The 14,108-nt window shown below is 44.5% G+C and carries 14 protein-coding genes and 1 pseudogene; 5 read left to right on the forward strand and 10 right to left on the reverse strand.

What is annotated here, in order from left to right:
• Together KI743_RS23390 and KI743_RS23395 are read right to left on the reverse strand one after the other, a co-directional pair.
• A partial coding sequence (locus KI743_RS23390) for a GGDEF domain-containing protein (RefSeq protein WP_285468467.1) occupies window positions 1-1,155 on the reverse strand: 1,155 nt, incomplete at its 3' end.
• Window positions 1,156-1,277: 122 nt separating this feature from the next.
• Window positions 1,278-2,171 (reverse strand): LysR family transcriptional regulator, encoded by an 894-nt coding sequence (locus KI743_RS23395; RefSeq protein ID WP_150870021.1) that lies wholly within the window; start codon window positions 2,169-2,171, stop codon window positions 1,278-1,280.
• Window positions 2,172-2,278: 107 nt separating this feature from the next.
• On the opposite strand from KI743_RS23395, the gene KI743_RS23400 reads away from it, so the two are divergent.
• The 3 genes from KI743_RS23400 (at window position 2,279) to KI743_RS23410 (ending at window position 4,293) form a co-directional block, all read left to right on the forward strand.
• Window positions 2,279-3,487 (forward strand): multidrug effflux MFS transporter, encoded by a 1,209-nt coding sequence (locus tag KI743_RS23400; RefSeq protein ID WP_285468477.1) that lies wholly within the window; start codon window positions 2,279-2,281, stop codon window positions 3,485-3,487.
• Between the two features lie 62 nt (window positions 3,488-3,549).
• A complete protein-coding gene (locus KI743_RS23405; RefSeq protein WP_032550431.1) occupies window positions 3,550-3,900 on the forward strand; it encodes a hypothetical protein in 351 nt (116 codons plus the stop codon).
• A gap of 258 nt (window positions 3,901-4,158) precedes the next feature.
• Window positions 4,159-4,293 (forward strand): hypothetical protein, encoded by a 135-nt coding sequence (locus KI743_RS23410; protein ID WP_255232076.1) that lies wholly within the window; start codon window positions 4,159-4,161, stop codon window positions 4,291-4,293.
• A 170-nt stretch (window positions 4,294-4,463) separates the two neighbouring features.
• On the opposite strand, the gene KI743_RS23415 is transcribed toward KI743_RS23410, so the two are convergent.
• The 3 genes from KI743_RS23415 to KI743_RS23425 all read right to left on the reverse strand — a co-directional run bounded on the left by KI743_RS23415 (window position 4,464) and on the right by KI743_RS23425 (window position 7,233).
• Window positions 4,464-5,081, reverse strand: a complete 618-nt coding sequence (locus tag KI743_RS23415) for a glutaredoxin (RefSeq protein ID WP_285468468.1) — start codon at window positions 5,079-5,081, stop codon at window positions 4,464-4,466.
• Window positions 5,082-5,213: 132 nt separating this feature from the next.
• Window positions 5,214-6,089 carry a DMT family transporter gene (locus KI743_RS23420; RefSeq protein WP_285468469.1) on the reverse strand — a complete coding sequence of 292 codons (876 nt, stop codon included), beginning with the start codon at window positions 6,087-6,089 and terminating at the stop codon, window positions 5,214-5,216.
• A 154-nt stretch (window positions 6,090-6,243) separates the two neighbouring features.
• Window positions 6,244-7,233 carry a porin gene (locus tag KI743_RS23425; RefSeq protein ID WP_285468470.1) on the reverse strand — a complete coding sequence of 330 codons (990 nt, stop codon included), beginning with the start codon at window positions 7,231-7,233 and terminating at the stop codon, window positions 6,244-6,246.
• Between the two features lie 369 nt (window positions 7,234-7,602).
• Between KI743_RS23425 and KI743_RS23430 the strand changes: the two genes are divergently transcribed.
• Window positions 7,603-8,610: a succinylglutamate desuccinylase/aspartoacylase family protein gene (locus KI743_RS23430; protein WP_285468471.1), complete on the forward strand. Its 1,008-nt coding sequence runs from the start codon at window positions 7,603-7,605 to the stop codon at window positions 8,608-8,610.
• A 225-nt stretch (window positions 8,611-8,835) separates the two neighbouring features.
• On the opposite strand, the gene KI743_RS23435 is transcribed toward KI743_RS23430, so the two are convergent.
• From KI743_RS23435 to KI743_RS23455, 5 genes are all read right to left on the reverse strand, one after another.
• Entirely contained in the window at window positions 8,836-9,555 is a 720-nt protein-coding gene (locus KI743_RS23435) for a DsbA family protein (RefSeq protein ID WP_285468472.1), read from the reverse strand.
• Window positions 9,556-9,620: 65 nt separating this feature from the next.
• A complete protein-coding gene (locus tag KI743_RS23440) occupies window positions 9,621-10,181 on the reverse strand; it encodes a protein disulfide oxidoreductase (RefSeq protein ID WP_285468473.1) in 561 nt (186 codons plus the stop codon).
• Window positions 10,182-10,186: 5 nt separating this feature from the next.
• A complete protein-coding gene (locus tag KI743_RS23445) occupies window positions 10,187-12,199 on the reverse strand; it encodes a protein-disulfide reductase DsbD (RefSeq protein WP_285468478.1) in 2,013 nt (670 codons plus the stop codon).
• 142 nt (window positions 12,200-12,341) lie between these two features.
• Window positions 12,342-12,800 (reverse strand): hypothetical protein, encoded by a 459-nt coding sequence (locus KI743_RS23450; RefSeq protein WP_285468474.1) that lies wholly within the window; start codon window positions 12,798-12,800, stop codon window positions 12,342-12,344.
• A gap of 232 nt (window positions 12,801-13,032) precedes the next feature.
• Window positions 13,033-13,281: a hypothetical protein gene (locus KI743_RS23455; RefSeq protein ID WP_285468475.1), complete on the reverse strand. Its 249-nt coding sequence runs from the start codon at window positions 13,279-13,281 to the stop codon at window positions 13,033-13,035.
• Window positions 13,282-13,513: 232 nt separating this feature from the next.
• Between KI743_RS23455 and KI743_RS23460 the strand changes: the two are divergent.
• A pseudogene (locus KI743_RS23460) lies at window positions 13,514-14,108 on the forward strand (mechanosensitive ion channel family protein); the annotation flags it as partial.

The raw sequence follows: 14,108 nt of genomic DNA on the forward strand, positions 1-14,108 counted from the left end.
ATCCCAGCGCTGGGATTGAGCACTCACTATAGGTTGAACAGCAACGTATAACCCTTGCTCTGAACGTGGATCGATGGGTAGTGAAAGCTCATCTTTTAATGCAGTGACAAGTTCTGCCTTACGATGATAAGCAGCACTGAGGTGCGTGTCATAACACTTAACACGAGTATTGGGAGCCTGTTTACACGCCTTTAAAGCGAGGCTGGTATTAAAGATGAGTTGTTCGATGTCTTTCATTCCGTCCTGGGAGCGGGCTAACCCAATACTGACGTTGAAGTCGAGTTGCAGTGTGCTGCCGATACGACTATGTTTGAGCTCTCTTAAAATGGCGTCACAAACACTGAATGGATCGGAATGATAGGTGATAAAGGCAAATTCATTGCCTGCGGTGCGGAATGTTAGGTTCTTCTCGGGTACCACTGCTTTGAGAATATCGGCCAGCTTCTGTAATACCTTGTCGCCAATGTAGTTGCCGTGCATGTCGTTGATGGCTTTAAAACTGTCGATGTCGAGAATCGCCAAGGCGAAAGGTGGGTGGCTCTGTTGAGTAATCGACTCCAACGTATCAGCTAAACAAGAACGATTGAGCAGGCCGGTTAGACTATCGTGAGAAACCTCGTAACTCAGCTGGTGGACGAGCTGCTCTGATCGATCATTGAACCACATCTCTCTTAGGGTATGCGTCATGATGTTGGCGAAGATCTGATGGTGTTGAATCATCTCTTGCTGGATATCTAGATCCAAAGGAGCTTTAAATGATGACAACAATACCCCCATAACTTCGCCGCTTGGCGTCTTGGTTGGGATTGCTAGCAAATGGTTCGTCTTAACGACTTGGGTAAAGGCCTCCGACGGAAGAATGTCAACAACGTGTCTCGCAGCAGTGCTATCTGGATGATGGTGACGCACGGCTTCTTGATAGAGCTGACGATGCAGAGGATTAATTCTGTCGTGATGGATGTGGTGATCGTGGGCAATGATCATCGGTGAGATCTGATCGGGAAAATACTTACGCTCAACTAGGCTCGTGTAGTCGGTATCGTAAGCGCTATGCAGGCTCAAAACGGCAGATTCTAGAAGATCTAACCCATCTAACTCGAGGAGTTGTCCGACAGTTTTAAGCTCAATTTCAGTGCGATTATGGGCGTATACCATATGCACCCCCTAGCCATTGCTTTTCTAATTTAGTATATGCACATTAGTTAGTATGGCGCTTGTCAATCAGATTTCAAATGGCGTTGAGAACTTTTCTCGTTAATTTCGGGATTACAGAGTGATTAGTAGAGTGGACTTCCCTCTTGTCGTAAACGCTCTTTTAAGTGCTCCAAAAACAGTGTAGTCAGAGTGTGAGAGTAATCGAGTTTCGGGTAGTAGGCATAAACCATTAGCTCATCCGCAGTGACGTCTGGCAGAATACGAACCAAGTTACCCTGTTTGAGCTCTTCTTTGATGATGGTGCCGTTAGTTAACAGAATGCCAATACCACGCTTTGCTGCATGAAAGAGAGCTTCTGGGTTAGTGGTTGCAAAGTTTCCTCGAAGGGTAATCCGTTTGCCTGTGGCCAATTTCACTTCACGGTCAGGGCGTTCTCCCCATACTAACGAATTATGTTGCTCGAGTTCTGTAATATCTTGTGGAGTGCCGTGCTTTTCTAGGTAGTTCGGCGCTGCATAAAAGCCCGCTTTGTGCTCAAACAGTGGCGACTTTTTAAAAGCAAGTGAGTTGAGTTGCTCTAATTCTCGGCTAATGACTAAGTCTAGTCTGAGCTCAGGTACTTGGCCGGGAGTCGTGGTGATCAGTTGAACCTTGATATCTGGGTATTTTTCCAAAAAATCATCAAGATATTGCACCAGAAACTTGGAACCTACCGCAATGGTAGCGCCGATTTTCAGTAAGCCCGCAGGCGTCTGATTTACTGAGCGCGTTTCATCTACTATCGATTGCCAGTTTTCTAACTGCGCTTTTGAGCGAGTATAAAAAAGGGCTCCAGCTTCTGTCTGACTGATAGAACGAGTAGTGCGCTTAAGGAGTTGTGTTCCAATGCGATCTTCTAACCAGTTAACGCGCTTACTGATGGCTGAACTGGTGGTATTCAACGAACGTGCCGCACCGTTAAAACTGCCTTCTTCAACCACTTTTATGTAACTCTTAACGTTCAGTATCCAATCCATATTCGTTCCCAGTAAGACTTAATCTAATTCCAAATTGGCCAATTATCATCGCTTAGCTTTGAATGTAGACTCATTATATGAATAAATTTAAGCCAAAAGGAACGATATTGAACGCATCTGACTTTAAAAAGACGCCACTGCTCCTTGCGATGATGATCATTGCGACTGGGCAGGTTGGGGTGAGTATATATCTACCATCACTGCCACTAATTTCATCGGATTTGGGTATTTCTCAGGTCGATGTTCAACTTCTTGTCACACTCTTTCTAGTGGGTTTTGGTGCATCTCAGCTCTTTTACGGTCCTATGTCTGATGCGGTCGGTCGCCGACCAATATTTTTGCTTGGTCAGGGCGTTTATCTGATTGGTACAGTGATCTGTTTTACCTTCTCAGATAGCGTTGGCGCGTTAGAGTTTGGTCGTCTATTACAAGGCTTGGGAGCCGGTAGTGCTTCGGTTCTAGGACGAAGCGTACTTAGAGACAGCTACGATGGCGGGCAACTTACCAAAGCGCTCTCTTACATCTCACTAACGGCATCGATTATTCCTATCATTGCGCCGGTTTTTGGTGGTTGGATTGCATTCCATTTAGGTTGGGAATCGGTGTTCTTGTTCGTTCTAATCTATCTGTCGGCGATTTATACCTTGGGGTACTTTGTCCTGCCAGAGACCCTACCTTACGGTAAGAGCCGCTTTGAATGGAAAAGCGTGATTAAGAATTACGGCAGTTTGCTGTTAAATCGCCAAGTGGTTGGTAGTGCGAGCTATAACTGGGTGAGTTATCTTGCCAGTCTGGTGACATTGTCTTTGTTCCCGTTTTTGATGCAAGAGCAACTCGGGCTGAGTGCCGCGGATTACGGCTCACTAATGATAGTCCCTTCCGCTGGGCTGATGATGGGTAGCGTGCTGTTGAATATCTTCAATAAACGTTTTTCAACGACTCAATTAATGGCGGCGGCGATAACGATCATTTTTGCGGCTGGTACTTGGTTGTTAATGAGTGAACTGACGATCTTTAATCTGGTATGGGCATTTACTTGGTTGGCTATAGCACAAGGTATCTCTTTTCCACTATCGATCAGTATGCTTCTTGAACCTCATAAAAAACAAGCAGGTGCGGTATCTGCACTCTCAGGCTCAATTCAGATGTGTTTGGCTGGGTTGTTAGGTGGTTATTTAGTTGAAACTTGGGTTACGACTCATGTGCAACTTGGTTGGTTCTATCTTGTATCAGGTAGTGTGATGGGGCTGGTACTGTTTACCTCAATTAAGCGTGGCGTCGAAGAGAGTAGCCGTTCGAAGCAGTATGCATCGTAATGATTGAGTTTAACGACGCCGTTTCTTACAATGTGCGGGTTCATTTAATAGGTAAATAAATCATGCAGCATAAAGAATTCGAAACATTGGTAAAGGCTATCTGTGATCTTGAGACGCTTCCTCAAGCTTTAGAACTGCTAAAGAGCAGCGAAGAGACTGAAGTCGCAGAAGCAGCAGCGTCATTGAGTGGTCAATTTGCGCTTGCTGAAGTAGAAAACGAAAAGCGTATTTACCATGTTACTCAGCAAGAGAATGAGCAGGGTGAAGAGCAAGAGTTTGTTGAGCATGTAATGAACGAAGGCGATGACCTGATCAAATTCGCAGCGTGGTTCTTTGACTCAATGTTTGGTGTTAAGCAAAAAGAAACTTACCAAACGGCTGGCAAAACATATCGTCAACCTAAGCGTAGCTAATCAGCATTATCTGTACTGGTCTGTCTTATAAGAGTAAGTGCGTTATAAGACCAAGCCACGCTATAAGATAAAAGTTGCAGCGCAAATAGTTTAAAAATGAAGCTCTACTTCGGTAGAGCTTTTTTGTAGGTATAAATGAGCCTATCTAGCTAGTGGTGTAAATTAATTACCAAAAGGTGTGATTTAAATCTTGTTTTTGGGGTTTTTAGGTGTAAAATTACCACATAAAGAAAATTTATTACATCTGTGGTGATTATTATGAGTTACGAATTAGGCAATGTTTACGTGGGTCATATTGTGGCGAAAAACATGATGCACGAAGCGCTACATGGCAAACCAAAACAGAAGAAAATCTCATTCGTTAAGCGAATGATGAAGAAAATGGCAAACTAGTCATTGATCTAAAAGGATTTTAAAAGGCCTTAAGCGAAAAGCTTAAGGCCTTTTTCGTATTCAACAGAACAGCGGTTCAATTACAATTACTGTTGATACGTCTCTTTGTGGATGGACACAAAATTCTGAGCGATGATCTTTGCAGCCTAATATTAGTCAGCGGATTGATCTTAGCCAGTGGATTGGTTAGAAAGATCAACCACGTTGTTTGGGATGGCATCTAAACCCTTCTCTTTCATCCAAGCTTCTAGGTTGTCAGCACCACCAATGTATTGACCGTCCAGCCAGATTTGAGGCACGGTAACGGGTGTTTTCTGTCCAATGTGCGCCTTCACTTCAGGGATCATTCGGTACAGTGCAGCACTGTCTTTTACAACGTCGTAGTACTGGTATTCGATACCCGCTTCATCAAGCATCTTCTTCGCTTTTACACAGAAAGGGCAGGTCGCTTTACCATAAACAATGTTGCCTTTTAGCGTGTCGCGCTCTGTCCACTCTTTGATGACGGACTGTACCAATACACCACGGTTTAGGGCTTCACCTTGGCTAACAACTTTACCTTCAACGACCAGGATTGGAGCATGCCAAGCGCCATATCTCAATGGCTCCCACCAGTGAGACAACCAATCTTTCACCTCTAGCTCGACATCCACATCAGACAACTCGTTATCAAACGTGTCCTGTAGAATATCTTTGGTTAGGGTACACTCACCACAAGGGATATTGACCTTGAATGGTCCCCAGCTTCCGCCCCAGCGATACAAGGTAATTTTAATTGGTTTGCTCATAGTGACATCCTCGTTTTAAATCTCTTGTAAATATAGAACGATAAGCTCAAATTTTTCTTTCAAAGAAATTTAAATTTATCTGTATTTCCCTATCTTTTAGCACTTACAGCATTTTGCATGAGCGTAACAATCTTATCGCTCTTTCTTGGTTTCCCAATGGGTGATGAAAGCAACTGAAGCGATGATGATCGCGGCGCCAAGCCATAGGCGACCTGGTGGCACCCAGCTAAATACAATCCAGCCCGCTAACACATTCAGTGGTAATTTCGCGTGATCGAATGGTTGAACAAATGAGGCATCGGCAACCGAATACGCCTTTACAATGGCCCACTGTGCCAGTGCGGTCAGTACACCAATAACAACCAGAATTGCCCAGATGTTAAAACCACTCGGCATTTGCCATTCAGGTGCTGCCAACAGGATGTTAAATGGCGTGATGAGTAGCAGTAGGTACACCACCATGGTTGAAGGACTGTCATCAGAAGAGAGCTTTTTCACCATCAGTGAGTAGCATGCCCAGAAAAAAGCAGCGCCAACAGGTAAAAGTGTTGCCCAGCTAAAGTCTTCCGCCCATGGTTCTAAAATGATCATCGCGCCAGCAAAACCCGCAATGGTCGCTCCCCAGCGCGCAGTACCGACGTTCTCTTTTAAGAACAGTCCTGAACCAACAGTCGCAAACAGTGGAGAGGTCATCAGTAGAGCAATACCTTGCCAAATTGGCACTGGATAGGCGAGTGCCCATATCCACAACTGAATACCAATAACCGATAAAAATACGCGCGCGATGTGCATTTTAAGATTGTTGGTTTGCAAGGCTCTACGAATACCCAGAGTCTGCAAATAAGGAAGAATCGCAAAGAATGCAATGGCGTATTGAATAACAGCAACAGTAGTCGATGCGAGCCCAAAATGAATACTGGCGATTTGGGTTAAACTGTTGATGATCGCGAATGCAAGGCCAGCGGTAAGCATCCAGCTTGCGCCTTGAATCGGGTGATGTTGAGACATAATGTTTCTAATTCATTGATGTGGTTTACGTATGATACGGATTTAAGTCAATGAAACCAGAAAAAAGCGTTGATGAACTTGGTCAAAATAATTGAAGGAAACAAAAAAGCTGAGCAATTGCCCAGCTTTTAGAAAGTCTATCTAGAAGACGAGATTAGAAATCGTAGCGTACACCTAGGCGAAGTGTGTCTTCACCTTCAGTTACAACGCCAGCTAGGTTCTTTTCTTCATCTAAACCATTTAGGTAGTACGATAGGTAAGTACGGAAGTTGCTGTTGAACTTGTAGTAACCCGCAAGTTCGATGCCGTCTGTTGCGTCAACTTTTGTGCCGTTCGCTAGTTCATTCTCTTGGTAAGTGTATACCGCTGCTGCAGAGATTTGCTTAGTGAACTTGTACTGAGCTGCAAATTCCATAGCTGTGAACGACTCTTCGTCTGTACCCGTCGCTTTATCATCTAGGTCACCCATAGAGTAAGTTGCTGCAAGGTATAGGCTATCTAGCGAGTAAGCAACACCTGCTAGAACTTGGTTTGCGCTACCTGCGCCTGCACCTAGGTCTTCAGCTGCGTAAGTCAGACCAAGATCTAGACCGATTGGCAGAGAGTAAACACCAGAAATGCCGTAGCCATCAGAATCTTTTGCACTGTTTGTTTTGTAAGTCGCTTCTAGTTGAAGTGCATCGAAGCCACCACGGTATGCGAATACACCGTCTTCTTTGTCAGAAGCTGAATCGATAACTTGTTGTACGCCTGAGAACTCAGTGATATCGGTGAAATCAGAAACGATAACAGAAGCCATGTCTTGACGACCGAAAGAGATAGCTTGGCCATCAAAATCAACACCAGCGTACATGTAGCGGTTTTTAAATGTATCGTCGCCAGAGCCTTGTTCTGCTTCGTAGAAGCCAAACGCAGTTGCTGTATCGGTTAATTGAGTTTCACCTTTCAGGTTTAGACGGAAGCGAGTTTTGTCTTCCATAGAGCCTTCAACTTCTTCACCGCCTGAACCGATGAAATCGCCACGGAATTCCGCACGACCGCCGATTTTAAGCTCGGTGCCGTCAGAGCTGTAAACTGTTGCTGCTAGAGATGAACCTGAAACTAGTGCTGCTACCACTGCAGAAGCTAGAACTGCCTTTTTCATAATCACTTACCTTGTATTGTAAATTCCGTGAGCGCTGTGCTCGTTCTTTTCGAGATGGGGTTAATTTAGAGCAGCCAAATTAAGCTTTCATTTCTAGGAAATTACATTTTCGTGAATAGGGAACTTTTCCTTAGTCATTAATTTCATTGCACTTTTGTTTCATTTTTATTTTATGGTTTGCATATCTGGTCGGTTTTATTTGTGCTTTTTGACTAACTATTCACACTTAGGGTAAGAGGGAACTCTATAGGTAACTTATTGTTATGCCTCAATTCATTCATAGAATTAAAGGTTGTTCTAAGGATCGATTAGGTTATGATTCAAACTGTGGCAAACGGATTAAATTAGGCGCAGTAGCGGGGAAACTGAATGAAAACAGAGTATTTAGGAGATGTGTTACAAGGAAGACAGGTAATTACCTCTCTTAATGTTGATGATCTCCCAGTGGGCGAACATCAGTTCTGGTTCCAAGTGACCAGTGATGGCCTTGGTCAACCTAAAAACATGCCAGTGTCTGTTTTCAAAGGGAGCCAAGACGGTCCGAAGCTGATGATAACCGCAGGTATTCATGGTGATGAACTGAATGGCGTGCTCGCGGCACAACAGATTATTCGAGAACTGGTTGGAAAAGAGTTGAAAGGAACGGTAACAATCGTCCCAACCGTCAACTTGCCGGGTCTGCTGAATCATAGCCGTGACTTTGTATCATCGGATCCGGGGTCATGCCCTGCCAACTTAAATCGCCTATTTCCTGGAGATGCACATGGTTTGGCAGCAGAGCGATTTGTCGCGTCATTGTGGGAGCATCTACTTAAGCATAATGCGACGTTTGCTGTTGATCTTCATACCCAAACCCGTGGTGCGGTTTACCCTCTGTATGTATTTGCTGACTATCGCATTGAGCAATGTGTTGAAATGGCACGGCTAATGAAACCTGATTGTGTTCTGAATGATCCAGGTGATCCGGGTATTTTGGAAACGGTTTGGAACCGTAGTGGCATTCCAAGCGTTACCGTTGAAGTGGGTATGGGTAAAGTCACGCAACCAGAGATGATTCAACGCGCTGTGGATGGTGTGTTCAATATACTCAGCTACTACGACATGTTAAGTGAGAACCTTGAAGCTGCAGTCTTACCTGATATCGATTGGGTTGCAGGTGACAGTGTTGTCTCTATTCGAGCGGATATTGGTGGTTTTGTATTGCCTCAAGTCTCTATGTTGCAGGAGGTTGTTGCAGGTGACTTGTTAGCGATTCAATATGATGCGTTTGGTAACGAATGTCGTCGTTATTTGTCGCCTTCGAAAGGGCATGTATTGAGCTATAACGTTGATGCTCTGAGGGAGCCAGGTGCTTTGGTTGCTCGTTTACTTTGTTAGATACAAAGAGCGCATCAAACAGAAGACAAAAAAAACCGAGCAGAGCTCGGTTAAAGGACAGTGCCATAGAGTAGGCGTGGGTGTTGAACTCTTTGTTTCAACGCCTTTAAGTTAGTCGCTGTAAGTGAAACTTATGTGGACTAATGATGACACTTTGAAACCACTTTAATTTCATTGAGATGACGAAAAATGGAAGCGTGATTCGCTTCCATTTTTTATTCTTACTTAAAACGCTTGGTCTACGACGTCTTTAAGTTTGTCATAAGGCATGTATCCCGGAAGGAACTGGCCATTGATGATCATTGTCGGTGTACCAGTTAAGCCCAGCGCTGAAAATGTCTGATGGTTGGTGGTGAGAACTGAATCAAGCTCTGGTGTCGACTTTAGCAGCTCTTCTGTACCCGTGCGTTTCGCCACAGTTTCTAAAGAACGAGTAGTATGCAGTCCGCTTTTTGCTACTAGCAGGTCATGAACTTCGGTATACGCTTCTGGCTTTTGTTGCCAAACGTTCATTGCATACAGAGCAGAGTTGGTTTCGATCTTATCGAGCTTTTGTTGCTTGAACGACACGTAAACGTTGATGACTTTGAGATCTTTCTCTTCTTCTACCAGTTCTCCAAGAGCTTTCTCTAATCTTTTACAGAAAGGACAGTTGTAGTCAGTGAAGTTAATGATGATGTTCTTACTATCTGGGTTACCCATAATCGGGTGAGCCGGATTATTGTAGAGCCATTCTTGACTATCAGCTTGCGCCTTTTCTGCTTGCTCTTTACCCGCTAAGTATTGTTGAAGGCTAGTATGCAGGCCTGAAATGGTTTCAGGGTTCTCTTTTAAAAAGTTATTGATCTCTTCCAATTGCTGTTCTTGTTGAGGGCTAAGTGCTGCTAGTGCAGTCGTCGAAAATAGAGCACTTAAAATCATGCCAGCCAGTAGTTGTTTCTTCATTATTGATTCTCTTTCTTGAGGCCACTCTTTTTAGTAAGAGTGGCATTGTTATTAGTTCGGTTGGTTTATGCCAAAGCAGCACGCAACCAAATACCTAGCGGTGTGGTAACACCCGTTGTAATACTTTTGATCTCTCCATCTTTAATGATGGCGATGGTCGGTGTCACGCTGATTGCCCAGTCACGGCCAATTTGTCCACTGGTGTCGTTGAGTACATCGAAGTTGTAGTCCTTAGCTTGCAAGTAACGGGACACTCGCTCATCGGGGCCAGAAGACAAAGAGGCAGAGACGACATTGTGAGATTTGGCTAACCAATCGACACTCGGACTGACAAATTTACAAGCGCCACACCAGGTCGCCCAAAAATAGACGATCACGGGCTCGCCTTGTTTACTCAACTCTATCAAGTCGACCTCTTCTCCTTGAATCGAAGTACCGACCATAGGGATAGCGTTACCTTGAGGCATGGACTGTGAGCGATAGAAGTCCATTGCCGCTGAAATCACCGCGACGATCAATAGGATAGAAAGCAGCTCTTTGGACCAACGCTTGATGTGTTGACCTAGACTCTTCTGCTCCTTATTCTCGGTTTGATCATCCTGCTCGGATTGGTTTGATTTAGTCATGATGATTATCTCGCGGTGTTAATTGCCTGAACCACGGTATCGCCATCCAAAATAACTGGCAGTGGTATGCCTGTTGGAACCTTCGGTCCATATACAATATTGAATGGGACGCCATAGCGACCATTACTTTGTAAGTACCCAGTCACGCTTTCACTCGGTGTGGTCCAGTCACCTTTCATCAATACCATGTCTTGTTGCTGCAGGTGAGAGTAGACAGGGTCTTGTAAGATCACGCCGACTTTATTGGCCTTACAAGTGATACACCAATCTGCTGTGACATCAACAAACACGGTTTTCCCTTGAGCGACTAACGTTGGAATCTCCTTAGCATCAAGTGGTTGCCAAGGAAGATCGTCAACAATTGGCGTTCTCCAGTGTTCAGCCGTCATGCTGCCTGCAATCAAACCAACACCAGACAATACTGTCGTGATTGCTAATAAAGGCACCATTACTTTGCGTCCGAGCTTCACTCCCACCCAGATCAACACCGCGATGAAAATAGTCGCGCAGAGCACAATGGTCGGAAACAGCCCGATAAATGGTTTAAGCAGGCTTGCCAACCAAAGGCTGGTAATGAACATCATTAAGCCAAACAGAAGCTTAACGTGATTCATCCAGTTGCCAGGTTTTGGTAGTAGTCTGGTTAGGCTTGGGAATAACGCGAACAGTAGCCATGGGGAACTCATACCCAAACCTAAAGCCAAGAAGATAGCCCACAGTTCAACGTAGCTTGCTCCAAGGGCATAAGCGACGGCAGTTCCCAAAAACGGCGCACTACAAGGTGTTGCTAACAAGGTCGCAAACATGCCTTGTACAAAATGACCCGAGTGCGAGTTATCGCCTTGAGTTGCCATCCAAGTGTTCATGCGCGGCGGTAGTCTAAATTCGAATAGGCCGAGTAAGTTGAGTGAGAACAGCAACGTGATGATCAACATTAAGGCGATGAACCATACGCTCTGAAATTGAATACCCCAACCAACGGCGTTGCCACCGAGCTTAAGTAACGTCATTCCAGTGGCCAGAATCGCGAATGAGGTGATGACACCTGACGCCGATGCGATAAAGGACAGTCGGATGTGCTTATTTGACGCACCTTGATTCTGGATAATGCTGTTGAGTTTCATGCCAAGCACGGGCAGAACACAAGGCATAATATTAAGAATCAAGCCTCCAATCAGCGCAAAACCAACCATGACCCAGAAGCCTTGAGTCGTATTCTCATACACAATCGGCTGGGCGCCGACACTAGCAGACAGTTCTTCAGCAAAGCTAGTATCTGAAACGGTTACGTTAACTACGCGTTCAGTCAGGTCGACTTCGCCTAGCCAGTTAGAAACATCAAACACTGCGGTTAGAGTGTTGTCTGTTATGTGCAAAGCAGGTTGAGCGAAGAAATCATCAATGACAGACTCACCGTCAATCAAGACTTGTGGCTTATCCCAAGCTTGATCGTTGTCGAGTTGAACCACTAGCTGCTGATTGGCTTTGTCCCAGAAAAGTTGTTCGTTAGATACGTGATAAGCAGATTTAGGTGCACGGCTCATGCCTTGGTTAAACAAGAACATGGCCTGTTCATCAAGTGCTAATGATTGACCATCTATTGGCAACTCGATCGCATAGTCGTGAAGCACACAAATGGTCGTGCACGATGGGAACGTCAGGTTGGCACGAAACAGCGCGGGTAGATTCGGATCTTTTAGCGTCAGTGTTACAGGGAAGCTGACGTGTTTTTTGTATCCGAGCGTCATCACGCCTAATTGTTCGTAATATTTCGGAATCGGCCAATGCCATTCGACAGATTCAATGTTGCTGGATTCTGACCAGTCCCAACTTGGCGGAATACCACCCTCACCAGGGCTACGCCAATAGGTTTTCCAGTCTCCAGATAGCTCGACATCGAGGACGGTTTGAATGATTTTGCCGTCATTAGATTGTTCACCTGTCGACATCATCCGCATTTTTACGGGTGGATGCTCAGGCGCGCTGATCCAGCCTGTGCTTTGAGCAGAAGCTAGCATTGGCAACAGTATTAACAACGTAGCCAGAAATTTTACGCATGTGCGAGTGATGGTTGCTAAACGTGCAGCAACGCTATTGGTTCGTGTGTTGTACACAAATGTATCTCCAAAAAGTAAATAAAAAGGGTGAGAAGCCCTTTATCTACTCTCTAAATATACAGTGCTCTAGATGAATGCGGTGCTTTACTGTTCTTGCTGCTCGATCATGATTCGCTGGGATTCGAGATGATCTTGGCGCGCTAACGAGTGCAATAACAAGTAAGAAAGTGAGAGGGAGAACCCAGCCAGTCAGTGGCGCTGAAAAAGATGGTAAGTTTTTGGAAAGGCTACAACTACTCTTATCAGGAGAAGTTAAAGGCTGAGAAGCCTCAGGTCCAAATACATTGTTGAACAGCGACTGCATCTGTGAGGTTGATTCAACAGACGATGCAACTTGAGCTGAATTAGCCATTGAAAGTACAGGCTTCGAGAGTGATTTACCTTGAGATATACCAAACGCCAAGCAAGTCATGATGACTAACCCGGTTAGCATTAAAGCCCAAATTGAGCGCTGCTGGGTTTGGTGATAGTTAGGTAAAACAGACAGTGTAGAATCCTGCACATTATAAAATTGAGTGAACTAGGGTAGTGAATAAATGATTGGTCGACAAGTCATAATCGCGTTAAAGCCAACAACAAATGTAACAAGTTGAATGGGGAGACTGATATTTAGGACAAAACAATCGTTAATGAAGAACGGACTTAACGGAAAAGTGATACAAAAAAACCAACCTTTTGGCTGGCTTTAAACGATTTATTTCGTGAGTACGGCTAACTTAGCGAGTGAGGCTAACTTAGTGAGTACGACGTGGGCCGTTGCGCACTAGGTCTTTACCCGTTTCGTACACTTCATCAGTGATCCAGCGAGCAAGAAGAACTTGGTGGCTGCTGTTGAATACCGCTACGAAGTGACGACCGTCGGAGTTGTTGGTTGCCATACCTACGCCTTCAACACTTTCTAGGCCTAGACCGCCAGATTCTACGTCGATCAGAAACTTCTCTAGCTCTTCTAAAGAATCAATAATTTCAAGTTCGTTGTTCATCTTTATTACTCGTTCTTTTACTGTTTAGCGACTTCTATTATAGCTTGTCATAGAGTTGCGTTTTTTTGTTGGGCGCTACTCTACAGGTCATCCGCACAGATTGAAACTCTCAAATTTTTGAACTCTCTAGTAATTCTGAGTGAGAGCTGAATTAATTTCATTTAAATAATTGTTATCCATGCTCTTTTTACTACTCTTTAAAGTGGTTTTTGGTCTTTATTAGAGGTTAAGGATGATGAATTTTTGGCGATATCTACTGTTGATGTTGGCACTGGTAACGTCTGTGAGTTTTGCTGAAAGCATAGAGAAAATATCAGAAACTCAAGATCAGTTAATGGTGGAGTTAGCGGAGCTACAATCCGCTCATGAGGCTGAAAAGCCTTTTCTAGAAGATATTTTGAGGCGTAAGAATCAAGCACTACGTGATGAACTTTTCACTCAGCTCTCTTCCGATAACAAACAGCTGGTGGACACAGTCCTAGGGCAGCAAGTGACGATGCTTGAGCAACTGCTCGAAATGAATGAAGTTAAAATCGTAACTCTGAGTAAGGAGAATCGGACCACAGAGGGCGAAGCCAAAAAGAGTATTGAGCTACGTGTACAGAAACGCATTGGCATGATGGATGACTATTATCGTCAATTAGCCAAAACGCTGACTTGGTCGAGCGATCGTGGAATCGATGTTGCAGCGTCGAAAGAGAAACTAAAAAAGGCGCTCATTGCTCGGTCTCAATATCTAACCAATGCCATTTTGTACACAGATACACAACGCCAAGATTTGGAAAAACGTCTTGGATTTGTTGGAACTGATGAAAAGGCGACCATTA

Origin of the sequence: Vibrio sp. D420a, from assembly GCF_030248625.1 — a bacterium.
GTDB classification, from domain to species: Bacteria; Pseudomonadota; Gammaproteobacteria; order Enterobacterales; family Vibrionaceae; genus Vibrio; species Vibrio fortis_A.